14 protein-coding genes and 1 pseudogene are annotated in these 20,648 nt (G+C 46.2%); 4 read left to right on the forward strand and 11 right to left on the reverse strand.

The window, feature by feature from the left end; all coding sequences use genetic code 11:
- Nucleotides 1-84: 84 nt before the first annotated feature.
- The 4 genes from lhgO to AB4329_RS12305 all read right to left on the reverse strand — a co-directional run bounded on the left by lhgO (nucleotide 85) and on the right by AB4329_RS12305 (nucleotide 6,363).
- Nucleotides 85-1,299, reverse strand: a complete 1,215-nt coding sequence (gene lhgO, locus AB4329_RS12290; RefSeq protein WP_108099906.1) for an L-2-hydroxyglutarate oxidase — start codon at nucleotides 1,297-1,299, stop codon at nucleotides 85-87.
- A gap of 26 nt (nucleotides 1,300-1,325) precedes the next feature.
- Nucleotides 1,326-3,503: a TRAP transporter permease gene (locus tag AB4329_RS12295; RefSeq protein ID WP_372138436.1), complete on the reverse strand. Its 2,178-nt coding sequence runs from the start codon at nucleotides 3,501-3,503 to the stop codon at nucleotides 1,326-1,328.
- Between the two features lie 184 nt (nucleotides 3,504-3,687).
- Complete coding sequence (locus tag AB4329_RS12300) at nucleotides 3,688-4,701, reverse strand: TAXI family TRAP transporter solute-binding subunit (protein ID WP_372138438.1); 1,014 nt, start codon at nucleotides 4,699-4,701, stop codon at nucleotides 3,688-3,690.
- A 321-nt stretch (nucleotides 4,702-5,022) separates the two neighbouring features.
- Nucleotides 5,023-6,363 carry a sigma-54 dependent transcriptional regulator gene (locus AB4329_RS12305; RefSeq protein ID WP_102321268.1) on the reverse strand — a complete coding sequence of 447 codons (1,341 nt, stop codon included), beginning with the start codon at nucleotides 6,361-6,363 and terminating at the stop codon, nucleotides 5,023-5,025.
- 229 nt (nucleotides 6,364-6,592) lie between these two features.
- On the opposite strand from AB4329_RS12305, the gene AB4329_RS12310 reads away from it, so the two are divergent.
- Nucleotides 6,593-8,656 carry an ATP-binding protein gene (locus tag AB4329_RS12310; RefSeq protein WP_136975820.1) on the forward strand — a complete coding sequence of 688 codons (2,064 nt, stop codon included), beginning with the start codon at nucleotides 6,593-6,595 and terminating at the stop codon, nucleotides 8,654-8,656.
- Nucleotides 8,657-8,775: 119 nt separating this feature from the next.
- On the opposite strand, the gene AB4329_RS12315 is transcribed toward AB4329_RS12310, so the two are convergent.
- The 6 genes from AB4329_RS12315 to AB4329_RS12340 form a co-directional block, all read right to left on the reverse strand.
- A complete protein-coding gene (locus AB4329_RS12315; RefSeq protein ID WP_372138439.1) occupies nucleotides 8,776-11,226 on the reverse strand; it encodes a family 20 glycosylhydrolase in 2,451 nt (816 codons plus the stop codon).
- Nucleotides 11,227-11,367: 141 nt separating this feature from the next.
- Nucleotides 11,368-11,997: a bifunctional 4-hydroxy-2-oxoglutarate aldolase/2-dehydro-3-deoxy-phosphogluconate aldolase gene (locus tag AB4329_RS12320; RefSeq protein ID WP_372138441.1), complete on the reverse strand. Its 630-nt coding sequence runs from the start codon at nucleotides 11,995-11,997 to the stop codon at nucleotides 11,368-11,370.
- 14 nt (nucleotides 11,998-12,011) lie between these two features.
- Entirely contained in the window at nucleotides 12,012-12,959 is a 948-nt protein-coding gene (locus tag AB4329_RS12325) for a sugar kinase (protein ID WP_372138443.1), read from the reverse strand.
- A gap of 92 nt (nucleotides 12,960-13,051) precedes the next feature.
- The gene (locus tag AB4329_RS12330; RefSeq protein WP_048660497.1) at nucleotides 13,052-14,566 is read right to left on the reverse strand and encodes a sodium:solute symporter family protein; all 1,515 of its coding nucleotides are present in this window, start codon (nucleotides 14,564-14,566) and stop codon (nucleotides 13,052-13,054) included.
- 206 nt (nucleotides 14,567-14,772) lie between these two features.
- Nucleotides 14,773-15,165: a RidA family protein gene (locus AB4329_RS12335; RefSeq protein ID WP_017065166.1), complete on the reverse strand. Its 393-nt coding sequence runs from the start codon at nucleotides 15,163-15,165 to the stop codon at nucleotides 14,773-14,775.
- A gap of 103 nt (nucleotides 15,166-15,268) precedes the next feature.
- Nucleotides 15,269-16,702, reverse strand: a complete 1,434-nt coding sequence (locus AB4329_RS12340; protein WP_102398392.1) for an amidohydrolase family protein — start codon at nucleotides 16,700-16,702, stop codon at nucleotides 15,269-15,271.
- Nucleotides 16,703-16,878: 176 nt separating this feature from the next.
- On the opposite strand from AB4329_RS12340, the gene AB4329_RS12345 reads away from it, so the two are divergent.
- Both AB4329_RS12345 and AB4329_RS12350 read left to right on the forward strand, forming a co-directional pair.
- The gene (locus AB4329_RS12345) at nucleotides 16,879-18,153 is read left to right on the forward strand and encodes an amino acid deaminase (protein ID WP_372138445.1); all 1,275 of its coding nucleotides are present in this window, start codon (nucleotides 16,879-16,881) and stop codon (nucleotides 18,151-18,153) included.
- 173 nt (nucleotides 18,154-18,326) lie between these two features.
- Nucleotides 18,327-19,190, forward strand: coding sequence for a MurR/RpiR family transcriptional regulator (locus AB4329_RS12350; RefSeq protein ID WP_017065163.1), 864 nt, complete (start codon nucleotides 18,327-18,329; stop codon nucleotides 19,188-19,190).
- On the opposite strand, the pseudogene AB4329_RS12355 reads toward AB4329_RS12350, so the two are convergent.
- Nucleotides 19,187-19,700 (reverse strand): annotated as a pseudogene (locus tag AB4329_RS12355) (hydrolase). The gene AB4329_RS12350 and the pseudogene AB4329_RS12355 sit on opposite strands and share 4 nt — an antisense overlap.
- A gap of 216 nt (nucleotides 19,701-19,916) precedes the next feature.
- On the opposite strand from AB4329_RS12355, the gene AB4329_RS12360 reads away from it, so the two are divergent.
- Nucleotides 19,917-20,486, forward strand: a complete 570-nt coding sequence (locus AB4329_RS12360; protein WP_372122800.1) for a porin family protein — start codon at nucleotides 19,917-19,919, stop codon at nucleotides 20,484-20,486.
- Nucleotides 20,487-20,648 lie beyond the last annotated feature (162 nt).

A 20,648-nucleotide genomic window follows, 5' to 3' on the forward strand; every position in this document is an offset into this window, starting at 1 on the left:
CGCGATGAACCTTTTTATTGTCTACGTTCTTCACTTGCTATGAAAGCCCTGTTCGAACAAACAAGCCATTAGTTCAATTAACAGTTAAGACGTTTTTTTCATCACCTTGCCACAAATATACTCACCAATCGGCATTGCCGAAGTCGCTGCCGGCGATGGCGCGTTACATACATGCAAGCTTCTTGGGCTTTCGGCAAACAGAAAATCATGAACTAAGGTGCCATCCTTGAGGACCGCTTGGGCACGAATGCCTGCTGGGTAAGGTTTGAAATCTGACACCGTAATACTCGGGCAATATTTATTCACTAGCTTTAGATAACCCGGTTTCCACCACGAGTTCTTAAGCTCGACCAAACCGGTTTTTAGATTATTCGCAGTCACTTTCCAAAAGCCCGCAAAACTCAGCATCTGCCAAGTGTCTTTGAAACTAAAGTTAAGCTTGCCATAACCTTCTCGCTTCCAGCCTTGAACTGCATTTGGCCCTACTGTTACGGAGCCATCAATCATGCGTGTTAAATGCACGCCCAAGAAAGGCAGTTCTGGGTCAGGGATCGGATAGATAAGGTGATTCACCACTTGGTTGTGTTTCGCGTCCAACTGATAATATTCACCGCGATAAGGGACGATTTGGAAGTCGGTTTCAATGCCAAGCATGCTGGTCATTCTGTCGGCCATCAAACCAGAGCAAGTGATCAAGAATCGGCTGTTCAGTTGTAGAGTCTGACCATCGACTTTGCACGTTAACTGCACCTCATCTTCTTGCTCGTCCGCCATAATCACTTCAGTACCAAGACTGAGCTTGCCACCCGCTTCAACAAACTCTTGAGCCATCACTTCGGTGACTTTTTTGTAATCGACTATGCTAGTGGTTTTGACATAAATCGCGCCCAAACCGGTGATATTAGGCTCTGCTAGTTTCAGCTGCGCTTGATCTAAGAGGTCGACATCAATGTCGTTATCATGACAACGTTGATAGAGCGCGTTCATGCGCTCCACTTCCTGCTCATTGGTCGCGACCAACAGCTTGCCACAGTTTTCGACAGGGATATCGTGTTGGCTGCAAAAGGCGATGGTGCGCTCTACGCCACGCTTACAAAAATCCGCCTTTAAACTGCCCGGAGCGTAGTAAACACCCGCGTGAATCACACCACTGTTATGGCCAGTTTGGTGCTGCGCGAAGCCACGCTCCTTTTCGACTAAAAGGATACTTTTATCAGGGTGAGCTTGCTGTAATTGCCATGCCGTCGACACGCCAACAATGCCACCACCAACGATAATATAGTCGTATGTTGAGTTCATAATATTCCTACATTCAATCCTTTTAATTATAGGGAAGACGCGACAGTGTTAGACCCAGTTTGAGGTAACTTTTGTTCCTCACTTTCTGATTCTTTTTTAACTTGATTTGCATCGTATTTACGACCGCTGTAGATGAAGATGCCAACAAAAATGGCGACACATACCAAGCGAATCACGACTGAAACATCAGGCCATACTAAAGCTGCACCTATTACTACCAACACTACTCGAGTAATGACATTAATTTCGCTCTCTAGATAGCCTTCAATCGCCGCGATAAATGCGTAAGTGCCAATAATAGCAAAACCACCGGTGACCAATACCGAGGTAATATCCCAACTCACCAAGTTAGTGTAGGCAATCAACAACGGCACTAGGTATAAACCTTTAGCTATCTTCCAAGCCATTAAACCGGTTCTCATTGGTGGTGTTTTAGCGATAGTCGCTGCGGCAAACGCAGTTAAACAAACAGGCGGTGTTACGTTACTGTCTTGCGACAACCAAAAAATAATTAAGTGAGCCGAAAGCAGTGCAAGACTGATCGCTTCTAACCCCAAGCTTTGCTCAAGCAGAGTTTCCACAAAATCAGCAGGGACTAACGCAATCATCTCTTTGGCTGTTTCGAGTGTCATCGGTGCATTCAACAAATCAAGCTTATCTGGTGCAGCCAACATGAAGATGGCTTTAGCTTGCTCAGGAAGCTGACCTGACACCAACAAGTCGAGCAGCTGACTTTCAGCAATCAATTTATACAAGGCAGGAGCTGACAGAGTGCCCAACACAATATAAGCCGCCGTTACCGGTAAACCCATACCGAGAATCAAAGACGCCAACGCGATCAACGCGATCATCACTAGCAACTCGCCATTCGCCCAGCTGTTGATCATTAAAGAGAAGGTGTTACCAATTCCCGTGGTACTGATGACATTGACGACTAACCCAATGCCCACCAACAACACCGCCGTGGTCGCCATGTTTTTAGCGCCTTGAGAAAGCGCTTCGATGATCGCCTTTGGACCCATTTTGTGATTTTTAGAGAACCATGAAGCCACCACGACAGACAGAATCGAGATGCCCGCAGCGTAAGTCGGCGTAAAGCCCTTCACCAACAGAGTCACTAACACCGCTAATGGGATCAGGTTGTGCCAACCCGACAGCAATACTTTCAATAGAGGCTCACAGCCAGAAGTCACCTTTTGCACACCACTGCGTTTTGCTTCGATGCGCACGAAGAATGCCACAGACAAAAAGTAGATAAGCGCAGGAACGAAGGAAACCGCAATAATATCGACATAAGGAATTTGCGTGTAAGAGGCCATGATGAACGCGCCCGCACCCATCACAGGTGGCATCAGCTGCCCGCCCGTCGATGCAGCCGCTTCAACACCTGCCGCGAAGCGCGAAGGGAAACCTGCCTTTTGCATCAAGGGAATACTGATCACGCCCGTCGATACTGTGTTTGCTACGCTCGACCCGGAGACTGAGCCCATCAAGCCAGAGCCAATAACGGCAATGAAACCAGGGCCACCAATCACTTTGCCCGCCGCGGCACGGGATACATCAATAATGTAGTCGCCGACACCAGATCGAACTAAAAATGCGCCAAATAAGATGAACATGAACACGAAGGTCCAACTGATTCTTGAGATCGAACCAAACATCCCTTCTGATGAATAAAAGCTTCGATAAAGCAATGTTTCAAGGCTCAGGCCTGGAAAGTGAAAGATACCGCTGGTCCATTGTCCCCAAAGCACTACATAGCTTAAACACACTAAGATAAGCACTGGAATGAACCAGCCCATAGTGCGTCTAATCAGCTCGATGACGATGGCAATCGCCAAGATAGAGAAAAACCAATCACTGGCGATAAATTTTACGCCTCGGTCATAAAGGGCGTCTTCTGCGAAGGGGATATAGATAAGACAAGCCAGAGCCGCCAAGGCAATTCCGATGTCGACAGCCAGCGCTATCTTGCTATTTTTCAGCGAGATATGAGCGGGATACCAGAGTGCACAAATGATCGCAAAGCCAGCGAAGTGGGTCGCCGAGATCCAAAGTTCAGGCAAGGTAGATAAGGTGTTAAACCAAATGTGTAACAACGAGAGGAGCACTCCCATTGTCGTTATTGCTTTGCCCACCCACGGAAAATCCGTTCGGGTCGGCAGTTCAAATTTTTTCAGTTCCTGCTGCAGCGAATCGCTCATAGAAAACTCCTGCTCTCCGCAGCAAACACGAAGAGAAAATCCATAAAGTGAGGAGGTGCACGAACACATTCTTGAGCGAACGTGCACCAAGCAATTAAGTCACGAAGGGGTTAGTTGATGACAAACAGCTAGTTCGCGACAAATCATTAGCTCACGAACCAATAGTTACCTGACAAAAGATAAGCTAGTTAACGATCAACTCAGAAGGGATCTCGATGCCCATCTCTCGATAATAACGTGCAGCGCCTGGGTGAAGAGGAACAGGCAGACCTGCGATCCCTTTCTCAAGTGCCATTGCTTTGGTTGCTTTATGGATACCTTGTAGGAAAGGTAGGTTTTCATAGATAGCTTTGGTCAGTTGATACACATCGTCTTCAGAAATGTCTTCGCGAACTGCTAGGAAGTTAGGTTGGGCAATCGTAGTAATTGGTTTGTCGACACCTGGATAAGTGTTTGCTGGGATCTCGTACTTGGTCCAGATATTGTAATCGCCATTCGCTTGTTTGATCTGCGCATCGGTAAACGACAGGATTTGAATATCTTCACCCAAGGCAGCAAAGGCTTGCGTCACCGCACCAACAGGAACACCAGCAGGCGTGTTCATACCATCAATTGTGCCATTTTGTAATGCGCTCGCACTGCCACCATAACCCATAAAGGCGAGTTTAAATTGTTCTGGGTCCACGGATAAGCCTTGCATGATTTGACGACCTGAGTTTTCAGTCCCAGAGTTCTTCTTACCGATAGAGAATTTCTTACCGTTTAGGTTCTCTAGATCGCTTACCGTACCTGTTTTTGCTAGATCTGAACGCACAATAAAGTGTTCTACGTTTTGCCATAACATGGAAACTGAACGCAGTTGAGTTTGTCTGCCAGATTTCTCATATGGCCCTAAACCCTGCCAAGCCCAAGCACCATACAAACCTTGTAGAATAGCGAACTGAGCTTCGTTCTCGTTCAACAACTTTACGTTCTCACCCGAGCCCGCAGAGCTGATAGCCGCTAAAGAAAAGTGCTGCTTAGGCGCAAGCTTAACTTTACTCAATGTCGCTAAGGCCACACCTACCGGATAGTAAGTACCACCCGTTGAGGCCGTCGCTAAAATATAGCTGCGATCTTCTTCAGCTGACGCATGACTGATAAGGCCAAGAGAAGCCATTGCTATCGCTAAAGTTTTAACTAGCTTGTTGTATTTCATTGTTACTCTCCATGTAGGGTTATTCACGTTATATTTTTGTTAACAATAATCACTAGATAGCAAGCACAATGCCAGTTTTTAACTATTTGTTTTAATTTACTTTTATTTTAAAACCTATTCAAAATAAGCCGTTTTTTGCTTATTCCCCTGTTATTAAGTAAGCCATTTTTGGCTTATCGGCTACCGGAATTAACACCTGTAGATCGGGAAGCAAGTCACACCATGTTGCAGTTGTGTGATCAATGTATGTAAATTGATAAATATGCAATGAGCCATTTATTGCTCATTAAAAATCAACAAGCACTGCGATGAAGCCGCTCTCTAAGGGTCAACATAGTCACTTCGATTTAACCCATAACGCACCATCTTTTGGTTCAATGTTCGACGAGGTAAATCCAAATCTTGCATCACGTCATTGATACGCCCTTTATAACGAACTAAGGCATCATGAATCACTTTCCTTTCAAAGCTCTGTACTTGAACCGCCAAAGGGATGCCCGCCGTTGTGGACTCTGTGACAGAATTGGGACGACACGCCAAAATATCCCCAACGGTCAAGCTTTCATCCAATGCAAAACGAATCGCAACATTACGCAGTTCACGCACATTGCCCGGCCACGCATACGAGAGCAGTGCATAGCGATCAGCCTCACTGGCTATACGTGTTTCGGAATTGGCTTCTTGGGTGAAGTGTTCAAACAAAAGTAAGGCATCTTCTTCACGCTCACTGAGTGGAGGCAAATGCAGCTGGGCAACATTCAAACGATAGAATAGATCTTGGCGAAAGTCGGGGTGATTCAGTAGATCGCTTTTCGAGGCAGAGACCACTCGTAGATCAACATGTTGTTGCTGATTCCCCCCCACGCGTTCGACGACATTATCTTGCAAGGTGCGCAGCACTTTTACCTGCATCGACAGCGGCATACTCTCTATTTCATCAAGGAACACTGTGCCTTTGTCGGCAAATTCCAGCTTACCAATGCGTCGTTTGGCCGCACCAGTAAACGCTCCGGCTTCGTGTCCAAACAGCTCGCTTTCAAAGAGATTTTCTGGGATTGCGCCACAGTTGAGCGGAACAAACGGATGGGTTTTACGTTGGCTGAATTCATGTAAGCAAGAGGCGACCAGCTCTTTACCACAACCCGTTTCACCATAGATGATCACGTTGGTGTCTATGGAAGCGACTTTCTGGATTTGCTCGCGCAGTTCACACATCACTTTACTGCGACCGATCAGCACCTGTTCAATGCCCTTAAGGTTATCCAGATAGTTCTGACGACTGTTTCTGTCTTGGCCACTTTGATGTTTATCTACCGCTTCCGATACCGTTTGAGACAGACGCTCTGGGTCGAATGGCTTCTCAATGAAGTCATAGGCACCTTGCTGTAAGGCTTTCACCGCCATATCGACATCACCATGCCCAGTAATCAAAATAACAGGCACATCTGGCACAAGACCTTTGAAACGCCCTAGCAGATCAACACCATCAATATCAGGTAAACGAACATCGGTGATAATGGTTTGAAAATCACCCTGCTCTACGGCGTTTAACGCATCTTGTCCTACTTCAAATGCGGTGACATCGAAGCCCGCCAGCTGCAACCATTGGCTGGTTGCTTGACGCACAATCGCGTCATCTTCAATTAAAGCAATACGCTGCATAGTTTGGTTCCGTCGCTTACATCTGGATAATGTCGCCCACGGTATGTAAAAAAGGCGCAGACGAAAAGGAGCTAGCTCCCACTTTGAATAACACTCCTTTAACAGTTTAATAATGTTTGTTAGCTTCGATTTGTCTCACTCTCCATTCGCTTAAAAAGCAAACATAAAACCTTGTCAAACCACTAGCTCAAAGAGGCAAGCCACTAATTTTAAAGGGATTTGATCAGAAATGATGAATAACAATCGATATTGGTTATTCCTGTGTACCTGTTTATTGATTGGTTTGGTGCAGGTCACCACCAAGAATGGCATCAGCCAGTGGAAGCTTGAACAAGCCCAACGCTATGCCGAACAGCGCTTCCTTGGCTACATTGCCGAAGCAAGGCGAACCCTTAAGCGTTTCTATTATCTGCCCTACCTAGTAACCAATGATGAAACCAGTGTGCGCTTCATTGATGGTGAAGCCCGCCTAGAAAAACGCATTAAGAAGCAGCTGATTCAATTGGATAAAGCCGCCAACACCAAGGGCTGGTATCTGCTTTCTGGCGAAGGGGACTTGTTGGTATCGAGTGTTGAAAGAAGCAAACTGAGCAATAAGAACGCCAGTACAATTGTTTCGAAGATCCACCAACAAGGTGGTGCGATTTCAGTGGTGACAAAAAACAAAGGCGTGACACCCGATTACTTCATAGCGGCACCCGTATATCGAGCCTCTGATGTGGTTGGCATTGTCGCGGTGCAAATCGATTTGTCATTGTTAACCGATCAATGGTTTGCCGATGGTGAGGCGATACTGTTTCAGAACCCTCGCGATCAGTTCTTTCTCTCCAGTGACAACAGGTTGAGTGCCGATTGGTTCAATGACACCTTCAATTCTCAGCCCACAGCGACAAAACGTGAGCTGTATGACCAAACCCATATTCGCGTGTGGCGATTGCAAGATAAAGATTACCTAATTCAGTCCATCAAGTTAGACGATCTGAATTGGCGTTTAACCTACCTAACGCCATTAACCAGCCTCAACCAGACCACGAACTGGATCAGCTGGAGTGTGGCGGTTGGCTGTCTTTTCATTCTGTTACTGTTGGTTATTCTTTACCAAAGACGCCAGAAAAAGCTCAGCAATCTGAGAATCCAAAAGCTTATCGAAGAGTCTGAGAAACGACTGTCTGGGATGATCAATAAAACCCATGTTGGGTTAATACTGATCGATAAACACGGACGCATTCACGATATCAACCTGATGGCGAAGAACTACTTTTCACTATCTGATTCAATGATCAATAACATCAAGGCGTGGCAGTTATTTGAGGCAGGTAACCCGAATTCAACCACCTTGCAACTGCTCAAAAACTTAGAGCAGCATCAAGAGCTGGCCGAGATAACTAGCGTCGAAACCATGGCAAGACGCAGCGATGGCAGCTACTTCCCTGTTTTATTCTCTATTAGCGCCTTTCCTTGGCATGCGACGACTTACTACCTGTGTACCGTAATCGATATCAGCAAACGTAAGAAAGCCGAAATTGCGGTGCAAAACGCCAATAAAACACTACAACTGCGGGTCGAAGAGCGAACTCAAGATCTAAAAGATGCGCAGCAAGAACTTGTCGAATCTAGCAAACTGGCTGCACTAGGGCGGATGTCGAGTGCGATTACTCATGAACTCAATCAGCCGCTTACTGGCCTAAAAACCCTACTTTCGAGTAACCAGTTGCTGATGGAAAGAGGCGAGACTAAGATGCTGAAAGCGAACATGGATCTGGTGATGAGCCTAATCGACCGAATGGCTAACATGACTAGCCAGCTGAAGTCATTCGCCTTTCAAAGGCTTGAGAAACCTTATCCTGTTTCCCTAACAGACGCACTGCAAGAAACCCTGCGTATTCATCAAACCGAGCTAGACAGCGTCGATATTCGTGTGCGTATCGCTTCCAATATTTCGATGGTAATGGGAGAAGAAGCACGACTTCGCCAAGTGCTTGGTAACCTGCTTAGAAACGCCATCGATGCTACTCAGAATCAAACACCCGCGACCATTGTTATCAGTGCACATACCGATCAACAACGTGTGATCATCAAGGTGCAAGACAATGGCTGCGGTGTATCAGAAGACCAACTCGAAACCATTTTCGAACCGTTTCATACCAACAAAAAAATGGGCGAAGGTTTGGGGCTGGGGTTAGCTATTACAGCCAACAATGTACGGGATATGCAAGGCACCTTGATAGCAAAGAACAACCCAGACCAAGGCATGACATTCACATTAACGCTGAAGAATATAGATAGTGAGTAGTTACTAACAAAAAGCATTAAATCGCACCACATAAAGAAGACAGAACTAAAAAACCGCCCACAGAGGGCGGTTTTGATTCACTTATTAGCGTATGACTTATCAGTTAATCAGTTCGCGACTTACTCAGCTAGCTGCTTTAACAGTAACTCAGTCGGGCGAACAATCGCGATGATTGATTCATCATAGATTTTCGCCGAATCAGACAGTATCGCTTGGTAGGCATTCACGTCTGCTTCTCTTACTTTCTCGCCTGCTTGTGCTTTAGCAATCAAGGTTAACGCCAAGTCTGCCACTTCAACGGTTTTCTCTGCAACCACCACAGTCTCTACCGAAGATACGTTACCAGCGAAGACAGTTTCCGCCGCTAGTGCAGCTGATTTTGCTTGCTGATAATGCTCTGCAAGTTGCTCTAGCGCCTGCTGATTGCCTGTCGCCACTTCATTGACCAAGTCTTGCATCTCATACACCGCGTAGCTTTCTACTGGCAAAGCATCCACGAAGCGATTTAGGCGCTCGTATTGGCTGTACAAGGTGCCCTTAGGTTCAGTGGAGTTCCACTTTTCCCAGTTGCGAGCATAGTATTGAGCCGGCTCGGTGTATTTCGCTAGCACGCGCAGGTCGTGAATATCTTGGCCTTTGGCAATGCGCTTCAACAACATATCAGCATCTGCGTGATGACGTAGCCCTACCGATACTTCCGACCATGTATCCATTGCTTTCATGCGCTTATACATACTGCGTTCGTCTGTCAGTTCTGCATCCGACCAGAAACGTTCTGCAATTGCATAACTGCGAGGCCATAGGTAGTTTTCGACCGTGAGGCTGTCTTTGTTTTCTAGCCACATGGTGATCTCGCCGCCTAAAATCAGCTCTTTTTCTTTGTCGGTTAGCTCCGCGGGGTAGCCTCCGTTTGGCTCAGGGATCACGCTGCCTTCTACATCGCTGCTCGCAATCACTTCGCCTGTGGTTGGCCAGCGCACGTTACCAATTAACTGATAGCTGCCTTCCGCAAACCCATTTGGATTCAAGTTCAGGTTGAATTCGGTATACGACATGAAGTTATCGAAGTGGCCGACAAAGGTTTTACCCGGCACATAATCAAGGATGTAGATCTCTTCACGAGACTTACCGTTGTAATCACTGAACGCGCGGAAAGTACCGTCTTGCGCTTCAATGATAGTCAGTGTTCCCTTACGTGGGCTGCCTTTAGAGCGAGGCTTTTGCCATTGGTAAGTCACAAACTTCTCACCACTGTGCAGCTTATCGTCAACCGTGATGCCACTTGGCATTGGATCATTGCGATAGTGGTAACTGGTTGGCTGAGGTTGGTCTAGGTAGTAACCCGTAGACAGAATACCTGGGTAGCCCTCTTTCGCCGCACGACCGATACTGTCGTGTCCTTGCCAGCTTTGAATCACGATAGAAGTTGGCAGATCTTTATGCCAAATCTCATCCCAACCCGTCATCTTCTTGCCACGCTCTTCCAGCATCTTTTCAACTTTTACGTTGAGGTAAGACTGTAAGCCGCGCTCACCATCGATATTATTCTCTTCAATGAACTGTTGGTGCTTTTCGCTGTTTTTCCATTGCGCATAGTTCGGCTCATCGCCACCAATGTGGAAGTACTCATCAGGGAACAGCTCGGTCACTTCATCAAACACATCACCTAGCATCTCATAGACTTCAGGGTTCAGTGGATCCATCAGTGGTTCAAACACGCCCCAGCCACGCTCTTGATCATAGCTTTGACCTTCCGCGCCAGACATCAGGCGCGGGTAAGCATGAGCAACCGCAGAAGAATGACCCGGAAGAGAGACCTCAGGAATCACACGAATACCAAGATTACGCGCGTATTCAACTAGGTAGCGAACTTGGTCTTTGGTGTAGTAATCACCATCAGTGGTTTCTGACCATAGACGCGGCCAAGATTCCGTTTGAATGCGGATACCTTGATCGTCCCAGAAGTGCCAATGGAACACGTTCATTTTCGCAGAAGCCATCGCATCTAGCTGACGAATCAACACATCAAATTCAATGAAGTGACGCGAGGTATCGTAAGAGACTCCACGCCAACGAAAGCGGGGCTCATCAACAATGGTTACGGCAGGAATATGGTAGCCAGTTGCTGTGGTTTCAACGAGCTGTAAAAGGGTTTCGATGCCGTGAATAGCGCCATATGGGCTTGGTGCGCTCAGCGTGATTTGCTCACCCTGAGTCGTAATTTTGTAAGACTCTACAGAGTCGATGTTCTGTACTTCAGACTTTGGCGCCGCGTCGATATCAATGATCAGGTTCGCTTCGTCTGCGCTATCAACCTGCCAGTTTAGAATCGGCACGCCAGTTTGGCGCTCTAGGCGATCGATAAAGCGTTTCGCGGTGTATTCAACGCGATCAGAGTTAAAGCCTTTGATGTAAACCTTGAAGTTACCGTCGACCTTAACTTGCCCAGCTTGCAGCTCGACTGTTTGTGGATACGGCATTAAATTTAGATCGGTATTCGGAGCCATTGCTAACGCCATTGGGGACACTACTGAACTTGAAATCAATAGAGACAATATAGTTTTTTTCATTATTAGTTTTCCTATATAACGGACGTTCTGTTTTGTTTATCGGAGGCGATTCACAAAACAGAACCTTCAGCCACTACTGTTGTTTATCGTGAGCTCAAAGCCTATCGTCTGTGAAAAACGAATGAGCTCACAAACTTATGATTAGCTAACCAACTCAACCGCTTCACGAACCAACACCGCGATCTCATCCCACTGTTCGTTCTTGATCATCTTTGGAGAAACCATCCACGTGCCACCGCAACATACGACGCGATCAACGGCTAAGTAATCATTCACGTTGTGTTTGCCGATACCGCCCGTTGGCATTAGTGACACATCAACGTAAGGCGCTAGCAAAGATTTCACCATGTTGATGCCGCCAGACGCTTCTGCTGGGAAAAACTTCAAGAAGTTAAGACCAAGCTCTAGCGCTTGCTCTACTTGGCTTGGGTTGTTTACGCCAGGAACGATTGGCATACCGATATCTTGGCAGCGTTTTACGGTGTTTGGATTCAGGCCCGGTGCTACGATGAATTCGCTGCCCGCCTCTTTCGCAAGGTCGATCTGCGCTGGCGTTAATACTGTACCAGCACCGATACACATCTCTGGGTAGGCATCATGCATCGCACGAATCGAATCCGCTGCCGCTTCGGTACGGAACGTCACTTCTGCTACTGGCAGGCCGTTTTCTACCAACACTTTTGCTAGTGGAATCGCATGTTCCACCTTGTTGATTTGGATAACAGGGATAACTTTGAACTGCTTAAGTGTGTTGATCATTTCTTGAGACATAATAGTTCCGCTTTTTATTTTTTAATCAGTTGGCTCATAGCGCTCATAGGGATTATTGCGCCAGAGTATTGAATAACGATGGAAGCCAGTTGGTGGCCAAATTCGGCTGCGTCGGTGGCGCTCTCGCCAGTAAGACGCGCAGCTAAATAACCCGCAGCGAATGAATCGCCCGCAGCGCAGGTGTCGACCACGTTAGAAACACGAGTCGCGGATACATAACTCTCAACAACATCGCCTTGTTCAACTTGAACAATCTTGCATGGCTCACAGCCACGTTTGATGACGATCTCTTGGCAGCCTAAGCGAAGGCAGCGTTGTTGAACGCTCTCGCCATTGCCCCAAACCAGCAGGTCGTCGTCTTCGGTAATCAGTGCAATGTCGACCAATGGTAGTAACTTGGCGTACCAATGCTGAGCTTGTTCAGTCGTCCAAAGTTGCGGGCGATAGTTGTTATCAAAAATCAGCTTGCCGCCTTGATTTGAGAACACGCTAATAGCTTTGAATAAGCGCTCACGATAGGCGTCATCTAAAATCGCGATACTGATACCGCTGATGTAAACCGCATCGACTTGTTTCTCGGTCAGGGCGATTTCAAGCTTATTCAGATCACTAGCTTGAAAGTAAGATTTGACTGCCGCGTCGTTGCGCCAGTAATGAAAGTGTCGCTCGCCTGTCTCGTCGGTTTCAACCATGTAGAGTCCAGGAAGCTTGTTCGCAATGCGTTCGACGAAATTGGTTTGAATGCCTTCTAGCTGCCAGCTATCAATCATATTTTGAGACAGCTCATCACTGCCAAGCCCTGTCGCATAGTGCACAGAGAGGTTTTGATGTTGAGTTAAGCGAGAAAGGTAAAGTGCGGTATTGAGCGTGTCACCGCCAAATTTTTTGGTTAATGGAGAGCCGCTGATTTCGACCATACATTCGCCGAAGAAAGCAATATTGAACAGAGAAGATGCCGACATAGCCGCTCCTAAAAATAGAGATAATTGACTTTAGAAAAGGCCCTACCGTTAAGCAGGGCCTGAATTAAGCAAACCAGTTGTGGAGACTAGGTTTAGCTTGTTTGATTTGCAGGACGTTGAGGTGCCGCTTCTTCTTCAAGTACGCCAGTCTCAGACATTTCCATCTCCATCAGAGCACGCTCGTCATCAAGAATCGCTTTTGCCATTTCAGGTGTTACTTGGTTAGCCGGAGTCACTAGGCTCACAACCACACCTGCCGTTAGAGCAAACAGACATGATGGGATAACTGGGTTGCCCCAGAAGGCTGTGTAGTCAGCGTTTAACATTACTACGAATGAAGCTACAGAAGCACCCGCTAGTGTTGCAAGCGCACCTTGCCAGTTGTAGCGTTTCCAGAATTTACCCAACATACCGCACACAAACATGCCCGACATAACCGTTGAAATCATCTTAGTGATGTAGCCAATGATGTCGTTTGACGTCAGTGCGAACAGTAGTGCGAAGCCAATCACCACAACCAAAGCTAGACGAGAGTAGTTCAACATTGATTCTTTGTTTGGTACGCGGCCTGTGAACATCACGTACACGTCACGCAGTAGGATAGATACACCGGCAATCGCATCTGAGCTTGCACTCGACATGGTTGCAGATAGACCTGCGATAAGAACAATCATGCCTACGCCAACTGGAAGAACCGTTGCAGCTACGTATGGGAACGAGTAGTTCGGGTTATCCAATGATGGGTCGATTGCGTGCGCAGCCATACCAATGATTGCTGGAATAATAGAGAAGAAAAGGTACAACACACCAGAAGCGACAAATGAGCGACGGATAGTTGAAACATCTTTACCAGAGTAGATACGCTGACGGAATGAAGGTGTTGCAAGTACGCCCACACCGATAACCACAGCCAGAGAAACAGCAGGCAGAATGCCCAGTTTATCGATTGCTAAAAAGCTTGTAGCAGCAGGGTCCATCGCAGCGTAAAGGTTATCCATGCCACCAATGTGATCAACAGACATTACCGCCATTAGGATGAAGCCAGCAAAAAGGATGATTGCTTGAATCGTATCGGTCCATACAACTGCTGTGTAACCACCGATAACAACGTAGATAGTGAAAGCTGCAGCAATAATAATTTTCGCAAGGTTAAGGTCGATGTCTGCAATCCACGCTAGGTACATGCCGCCACCTAGAATGTGCGCACCTAACCAACCGATTGACGCGATAAAGATAAGTAGGCCAACCACGTTTTTTACGATTCGGTTAGCGCCAACGTAATAAGCCAGCTCTTCACTCATGGTCATGAAGTTCAGTTTACGAACCGGAGCAAACCAAAGTGCAAGCAATAGGATGCCCACAGCACCGCCAATTCCGTACAGAGCACCTGCCCAGCCATTTGCGTAGCCGAAGCCAACCGCGCCCATACTTGAACCCGTACCGACCATCGTCGCGACTGTTGTACCAAGTACTAAAAATAGTGGCAGGCCACGGCCGCCTAATAAGAAATCTTCGCCAGATTTTTGATTACGCGAGACAAACCAGCCTAACCAAATTAAAAAACATACGTACACGCCGAAGCCTGTAAGAAAAAGAGTGCTGTTCATTTGACACCTCTCAGTGAAATATTAAGCTCATTCCTGAACTTTTATTTATGATTCATTCATTTTATATTTCATATAATTACTTTATTCATTTTGTATATTTTAATTAAAGTAATTTTTATAAATGTAGGGTGAGAGTATTAAGGAATAATAACAGGGATGACTACGCCCTAATACTCTCTAAGTAGGTTATTGTGATTAGGTTATAACTAAACGCGATCAGCGCGGTAGCAAGTCACATCTACTTCAACTTTCACGTCTACAACTAGGTCGCAAACCATGCAGATACGTGCCGGTGGATTAGCACCAAAGAACTCTTTGAATACCTTATTAAAAGATTGGAAGTAACGAGAATCTGTCAGTACAACCTTTACGTGCATTACGTCTTCTAGGCCGTAGCCCGCTTCAGTCATGATATCGACACAGTTTTGGATCGCTAGGCGAGACTGGTCAACAATGCCACCCTCTACCACTTCACCATCTGTCATCGGTGTCTGGCCAGAAACGTATAGGAAACCACCCGCTTCAGTTGCGCGTGCAAATGGTAAATGTTGTCCGCCTGTACCTGTACCGCCTTCAACACCGTAACGTTTAATAGTCATTTTTTAACTCCACTTCTTTATAGATAATATTGGTTCTGTTCCAATATATTTAAATTAATTCGTCGTTTTCTTATTACTGTATATCTAATAAAATAATTAAATTCTAATTACGGTAAATAAAAACGCCTGAACGATTATTTTTCACTTTTCCTTTTTGGTAAGTTAACTCACCATTTACAAATACACTTTCGATTCCCTCAGCAACTGACATAGGATTTTCAAATGTTGCTGTGTCTTTAATATTCTTTGGGTCAAATAAAACTAAATCGGCAAATGCGTCTTGGCGAATCTCACCTCTTCCCGCGAGGTTATAGCGCTTCGCAGACATTCCGGTCATTTTGTGAATCGCTTCTGGTAGCGCAAACAGTTTTTCATCTCGGCAGTAATGACCTAAGACTTTCGGGAAGGTGCCCCACAATCTTGGATGTGGATGCGGGTCATTGGGTAAACCATCAGAACCAACCATGGTCAGCTTGTATTTCAATACGCGCTTTACGTCGTTCTCATCCATGCAGTGGTAAACCGCACCGGCTGGTTGAAGCGCTTTTGCTGCGTCCATCAGTGGTAGGTTCATCTCATCAGCAATCTGCTTAAGCGTTTTGCCTGCATGTTCTGGCTTTGCTTTAGACCAAGTAATGAAGATATCGAAATCGTCCGTCACCTGTTTCAAATCTAATGTCGAAGAGCTCGCTGAGTATGGGTAGCAGTCGCAAGACACATCTTGGTGCTCAGAAACCTTGTCCATCAAATCAAGTACTTCAACGGTTCTGCCCCAGTTACCTGCACCTGCACATTTAAGGTGAGAGATAACAACCGGTACTTTCGCGTATTGCCCAGTCTCAAACGCTTCTTCCATCGCGCTTAAGATCTCTTCAAATTCGGTACGCATATGCGTGGTATAGATGCCGCCATGGCTAGAAAGCACTTTCGCTAACTGCATCACTTCGTTGGCATTAGCTTGTTTCGCGCTGGCGTAAGCCAAACCTGAACTCAAACCCAGTGCACCCTGTTCCATCGCTAAATCAAGGTTGGTTTGCATTACCGCGATTTCTTCTTCGCTTGCGGTGCGTTGTAGGTCGTCCATCACTTGGTTACGCAGTGTGGTGTGGCCAACTAACGCTGCTACGTTCACCGCTGGTTGCGCTTGCTCTACGGCTTGTGCATACGCGGCAAAGGTTGGGTATTTGAAATCAGCCTGCGCGCCTAATAGGTTCATTGGGTCTGGTGGATCGCCCGCCAAAACCGTTGGCGATGCGCTGATGCCACAGTTGCCAACAATTACGGTTGTCACGCCTTGGCTGATCTTTGGTAGGCAGTCTGGGTAACGAATTACATTGGTATCGTCGTGTGTGTGTACATCGATGAATCCAGGAGCCAATGCTAAGCCTGCTCCCTCAACCAACTGGCTACAATCTTCATGATCGACTTTGCCAATTTCGGCGATTTTTCCATCTCGGATTGCTACATCGGCACAAAACGATTGTTCGCCGGTGCCATCAAACACCTCTACATTTTTAATTATCGTATCGAACAACATTTCTCACTCTCTCAATCCACTGTGTTGATGGAGCTATATTAGAAATCCAGCCGATTATTTTCAGTGACAAAACACACATAATATTTTAATTTGTGTGATAGTTTCTATCACAAAACACATTACAGATATATTTAAACATTAAATAACAACCACTTAAATCATGTTAGGAATCAGCAATGAAACATAACCCTGCACAAAAAGATGTTATAAAGTATCAAAAAGATAGTTTCATCTTGACTGAAAAAGGCCAAAAAGGGAGAGCAGTATCACAATCTGAGAACGGTGTTTATCGACTGGTTGATGAAGACATTTCGCTTCCGGTAGCAATTATCAAACAATCAGCGTTGACCAATAACCTGAATTGGATGCAATCATTCGCCGAGCATCATCAGGTTAAATTGTCGCCACATGGCAAAACATCGATGACGCCTGATTTCTTCCGTCAACAGCTAGAAAATGGCGCTTGGGGAATTACCGTTGCGACACCTGCACAAGCAGAAATTGCAGCAATGGCAGGCGCAAAAAGAATCATCATGGCTAACCAATTGGTAGGTAAAACCAACATGGCGATCATCGAACAGCTTATTAGTGAGTTCGACGTTGATTTCTATTGCTGTGTGGATTCATCGGTAAACGTGCAGCAACTCAACCAATACTTCGCCAACAAAAAGCAGACGCTAAAAGCTCTAATCGAGTTTGGTGTTCCGGGTGGCCGTTGTGGTTGTCGTTCACCTCAAGAAGTTTTAGAACTGGCTCAAACCATTCAAGATACGCCTGCACTTTCGCTAGCGGGTATTGAGGTGTATGAGGGCGTGATTCATGGCGACAATGCCGAGCAAGACATTCGTACCTTCTTAAACCAAGCGCTGACCTCGGTCGAAAGCCTCGCATCAGACGGTTTAATTACCGGTCAACCTATCATCACTGGTGCAGGTTCGGCTTGGTATGACGTGGTTGCAGAATGTTTAGCGAACCTAACCGATTACTTGGCGATCATCCGCCCGGGCTGTTACGCGATTCACGACACAGGTATCTACCTAGACGCTCAAAGCAAGGTGTTGCAGCGTGCCCAAGTAAACCAAGGTTACGCGTGCGAATTGGGTGGAGATCTGGAATCGGCACTTGAGGTATGGGCGTATGTAATCTCTCGCCCAGAACCGACCAAACTAGTTGTTGGGCTAGGCAAGCGTGATGTGGCCTTTGATGCGGGGTTACCTATTGCCGAACGCGGCTATCGCAATGGCGAAGCTATCTCTGTGAAAGGGCTGACTGCGACCGCCGTGATGGATCAGCATACCTTTGTTGAAACGGACGGCTCTTCTGAAATTGAAGTGGGCGACATGATTGCATTCTCAACCTCACACCCGTGTTTAACCTTCGATAAGTGGCGCTACATTGCCATCAGCGATGACGACCATCAGGTAACAAACTGGGTGGAAACCTGCTTCTAGTTCGATTTTTCAATAAGCTAGAATCAGCGAAGCAATAAGATATACTAACGGGGCTAAGGCTTAGTTTTTAATGGATTAGTGCTCATAAAAAGCTAAAGAGCTTGCTTCTTACGAGCTAGGTTCTTAATAACTAGGTGATAACGATTAGCCCCATCAACAAAGGATCAGGATTCTTGAGTTTAGAAGTAGATATCATTTCACAGATAACGGAGCGTTTTCCCGCTCTTCGTGATGCAGAGAAAAAAGTCGCTAAGCTGATCATGGACGACATTGATTTTGCTGCCAATGCCAGCATCACAGAGCTTGCTGAAAGCGCTCAAGTCAGTGAAGCCACCATTACACGTTTTGCTAAGGCTATCGGCTGCAGCAACGTACGTGATATGAAGATCAAGCTTGCTCAAACACTGACAGTTGGCCAGCGTTTTATTCTCGAACCGGTTGACCAAACGGGTTATCAAGGTATCTACGAATCGATCAAGCAGAGCCTAGACATCAACCGCACCTTGTTCAAAGAGCAAGACGTTGAAACCGCAGTCAGCTGGCTGCATAACGCCAGACAAATCATTGCTATTGGCATGGGTGGTGGCTCGACCATCGCTTCTCAAGAACTGCAACACCGACTGTTTCGTTTGGGCTATCCCGTGGTGTCGTACAACGATGGCTTAATGTCACGTATGGTTGCCGCGACAGCAGACGCCAATGATGTGATGGTGATGATCTCCGCGACCGGTTTCACGCCTGTGATCACCGAAACTGCAGAGCTGGCGAAACAGTACGGGCTTAAGATCATAGCGATTACCCCAAAAGATACACCACTGGCAAAGATTGCCGATATCTTGTTACCCATCAAGCATATGGAAACTGACTTCATCTACAAACCGTCGGCTTCTCGCTACGCCATGTTGGCGTTAGTGGATGTGCTTTCTATGGGAATCGCGGTCAATCATAAGAATCGCTCGCGCGACAAGCTGCGTCGCTTGAAGGTTGCGTTAGATTCCTACCGAGGTGGGGGCGACAGACAGCCTCTCGGTGATTAACGAATCAAGGATAGAATGAGCTTAAATTCTGGTGCGCGGCAATCTTTCACTAGCTCGTATAAGCTCATTTCTAATCCCGTAATTTGGACACCAGCGTCCTGTAATCGGCTGATAGCCAACTTCTTATTCAATGCTGTCCGTGAACCAATACAGTCGCCAACTACCTGAACCCTGTACCCAAGCTCCAACAAACCCAATGCGGTTTGATAAACACAAATATGAGCCTCAATCCCACACCAACCAAGTCTCTACATCCTTGGTTTGAACCGCCTCAACAAACTTGGGCTCATCACACGCGTTAAACGTGAATTTAGGTATTGGTTTAGCATCACTCAAAAGGTCATTGAGTTCATCAACCGTCGCACCTAGCTTCTCTGGATTCTGCTCCAAACGAATAATTGGCAGACCCAAAACCTGTGCGCCCTTAATCAACTTTCCACAGTTAGAAATAAGTGTCTCACTCTCATCAACAAGGCGTGCAAGCTTACCTTGCACGTCCACAACCACCAAACATGTATTTTATTTCATTAGCATGTGTATTCCTTGTTTTTGGCAGCCTAACTCACTAAGCAACCGGATGAGCATTTTATCTACTATGTAACGATTTAGCTTACAAAGCCATACAGTAATACGTATAAGACTACGGAATAATGCTCACCAACGGTCGAAAGGTCGCAAAACAAAAATAATTGATACTGGCATGACATTTAAGAGTGAGTAACAAAAATGAACAAGATAACAAAATCAGCATTAGCACTGGGTTTAATCAGCGCAGTTTCTCTTCCAGCTTTAGCTGCAGGTACTGACGGCGGTGCGTACATCGGTGGCGGCCTTGGTGTGTACCAAGATTCTGATACAGACGGTCAAGGCAACCTAGACTCAGACGGCATGGGTTACAACCTATATGGTGGCTACCAGTTCAACCGTATCGTTGGTGTTGAACTTGGCTACAACGATTACGCAGACTACAAAAAAGGTGCTGCAAAACTGTCGCCAACTTCTATTTCGTTATCAGCAAACCTAGGTTATACGTTCGACAACACGATTCGTCCATTCGTGCTTGCAGGTTTAAGCTCTGTTGACCTAAACGCAAATAACGCAGCTCTATATGATGACGATAGCGGTACCGGTTTCCACTTTGGTGTTGGTGTTGAATACACGCCAATCGAACATCTAACACTACGCCTAATCTCACAAGCAGACGCAGTGAGTGTTGAGAACGACTACGGCTTTAAGAAAGAAGACAAAACACTTGCCTTCAACAGCATTAGCTTCGGTGGTTCTTACAACTTCTAATGTGATTGAACCACATAGAATAAGCTGAACATACTAATTCACTTTGCTGTTCCACCTTGTCATGAAGGTCACTCAGTAAAGTGAATTTTTTGTTTCTACACGCACTATCGCGTCATTTCACTTTAGCCGGTTTATCGCTCACCATTACTTACTGAGCTTTAT

Source organism: Vibrio sp. 10N.261.54.A5 (assembly GCF_041471145.1).
GTDB lineage: Bacteria > Pseudomonadota > Gammaproteobacteria > Enterobacterales > Vibrionaceae > Vibrio > Vibrio crassostreae_C.

Bases quoted from the DNA above. Each gene is read 5' to 3' on its own strand.
- AB4329_RS12330 (WP_048660497.1), bottom strand. From the start codon at position 14,566: ATGAACAGCACTCTTTTTCTTACAGGCTTCGGCGTGTACGTATGTTTT.
- AB4329_RS12335 (WP_017065166.1), bottom strand. From the start codon at position 15,165: ATGACTATTAAACGTTACGGTGTTGAAGGCGGTACAGGTACAGGCGGA.
- AB4329_RS12305 (WP_102321268.1), bottom strand. From the start codon at position 6,363: ATGCAGCGTATTGCTTTAATTGAAGATGACGCGATTGTGCGTCAAGCA.
- AB4329_RS12325 (WP_372138443.1), bottom strand. From the start codon at position 12,959: ATGTCGGCATCTTCTCTGTTCAATATTGCTTTCTTCGGCGAATGTATG.
- AB4329_RS12310 (WP_136975820.1), top strand. From the start codon at position 6,593: ATGATGAATAACAATCGATATTGGTTATTCCTGTGTACCTGTTTATTG.
- AB4329_RS12345 (WP_372138445.1), top strand. From the start codon at position 16,879: ATGAAACATAACCCTGCACAAAAAGATGTTATAAAGTATCAAAAAGAT.
- AB4329_RS12295 (WP_372138436.1), bottom strand. From the start codon at position 3,503: ATGAGCGATTCGCTGCAGCAGGAACTGAAAAAATTTGAACTGCCGACC.
- AB4329_RS12300 (WP_372138438.1), bottom strand. From the start codon at position 4,701: ATGAAATACAACAAGCTAGTTAAAACTTTAGCGATAGCAATGGCTTCT.
- AB4329_RS12360 (WP_372122800.1), top strand. From the start codon at position 19,917: ATGAACAAGATAACAAAATCAGCATTAGCACTGGGTTTAATCAGCGCA.
- AB4329_RS12320 (WP_372138441.1), bottom strand. From the start codon at position 11,997: ATGTCTCAAGAAATGATCAACACACTTAAGCAGTTCAAAGTTATCCCT.
- AB4329_RS12340 (WP_102398392.1), bottom strand. From the start codon at position 16,702: ATGTTGTTCGATACGATAATTAAAAATGTAGAGGTGTTTGATGGCACC.
- lhgO (WP_108099906.1), bottom strand. From the start codon at position 1,299: ATGAACTCAACATACGACTATATTATCGTTGGTGGTGGCATTGTTGGC.
- AB4329_RS12315 (WP_372138439.1), bottom strand. From the start codon at position 11,226: ATGAAAAAAACTATATTGTCTCTATTGATTTCAAGTTCAGTAGTGTCC.